Annotated in this window: 4 protein-coding genes; all 4 read left to right on the top strand. The window is 40.5% G+C overall.

Going from position 1 to position 888, the window contains the following annotated elements; genetic code table 11:
* On the top strand, positions 1-210 hold a 210-nt coding region (locus tag R7Q48_RS25675; protein ID WP_318132985.1), incomplete at its 5' end, for a phage/plasmid replication protein.
* A 12-nt stretch (positions 211-222) separates the two neighbouring features.
* Positions 223-504, top strand: coding sequence for a single-stranded DNA-binding protein (locus tag R7Q48_RS25670; protein ID WP_023625061.1), 282 nt, complete (start codon positions 223-225; stop codon positions 502-504).
* Positions 501-686: a hypothetical protein gene (locus R7Q48_RS25665; RefSeq protein ID WP_023625060.1), complete on the top strand. Its 186-nt coding sequence runs from the start codon at positions 501-503 to the stop codon at positions 684-686. Before R7Q48_RS25670 ends, R7Q48_RS25665 begins: the two co-directional genes overlap by 4 nt.
* A partial coding sequence (locus R7Q48_RS25660) for a hypothetical protein (RefSeq protein ID WP_318132983.1) occupies positions 686-888 on the top strand: 203 nt, incomplete at its 3' end. The genes R7Q48_RS25665 and R7Q48_RS25660, both read left to right, overlap by 1 nt.

The following is an 888-nucleotide window of genomic DNA, read 5'->3' as shown; positions in this document are numbered from 1 at the left end:
ACTTTAAATCGTTCTCAGTTCTACGAACACAAGGCTCGCTTGAAAAAAATCGGCATCGATGTGGGGCAACAGTTCGATGTAACACGTATGTGCCCGACACTGAGACGTTCAAAAGTAATAGATGTTCAATCACTAACAGCACCGTCATGGTATCAGCTACCAAAACCAGCACAATCAAACATATTACCGTTCAAAACATACGCAGCTTAAGGAAAACAACGCATGTTAAAAGTAGAAATCTTCCCAGAACACGAGCAAATAGAAACACGCACAATACCAGGCAAAGAAGACAAACCATCAAGAACTATCTACGAACAAATCGCTTATGCATATCTAGGTGGTAAGTTCCCAGTGGAAATGAAGTTGTCACTTGAAAAAGATGAAAGTCCATACAAAGTAGGTATCTATACAGTTGATAGTTCAAGCTTCATTGTGAACAACTATGGCAAGTTGGAACTTAAAAAGTACGGCATGAAGCTGACTCAAATGGAGGTTGAGCTATGAACTTTACAGACCAAGACTTGAAGGAATCGTTAGGTTGCTTATCTGATATAACCGTGTTCTTAAACACTGGCTCATGTCCAGCAGAGTTAGTATCAGAGCTTCAAGAACGCCAGCTTGAACTGATAAATAAAGTCAGTTGCGGTTCAAAGATCTTGTTAGCTCAGAAAGTTGGAGAGAAATAATGGAATATCCAATCCAGTTGTTCGGTTACTTGAATGAGCAAGATGCAGAACCAACGTGCATGGTGTCGAACGTAACCAAAGATACAGTGCAGGAACTTAATCAGCTACACGGTTTTAAAGTTGATGACTGGTTCTTATCAAGTGGTCGCTGTGGTGAAATAGAAGTTCATGGCCCATACAAGACAGCTGATGAAGCTTGCAA

This window comes from Vibrio sp. 378 (assembly GCF_033339435.1).
The sequence above is the reverse complement of the archived record's forward strand: the minus strand, read 5'-3'. Positions and strand labels throughout refer to the sequence as shown.

What these genes read in the sequence shown, in the direction of transcription:
- R7Q48_RS25670 (WP_023625061.1), top strand. Translation starts at nt 223, where the DNA reads ATGTTAAAAGTAGAAATCTTCCCAGAACACGAGCAAATAGAAACACGC.
- R7Q48_RS25665 (WP_023625060.1), top strand. Translation starts at nt 501, where the DNA reads ATGAACTTTACAGACCAAGACTTGAAGGAATCGTTAGGTTGCTTATCT.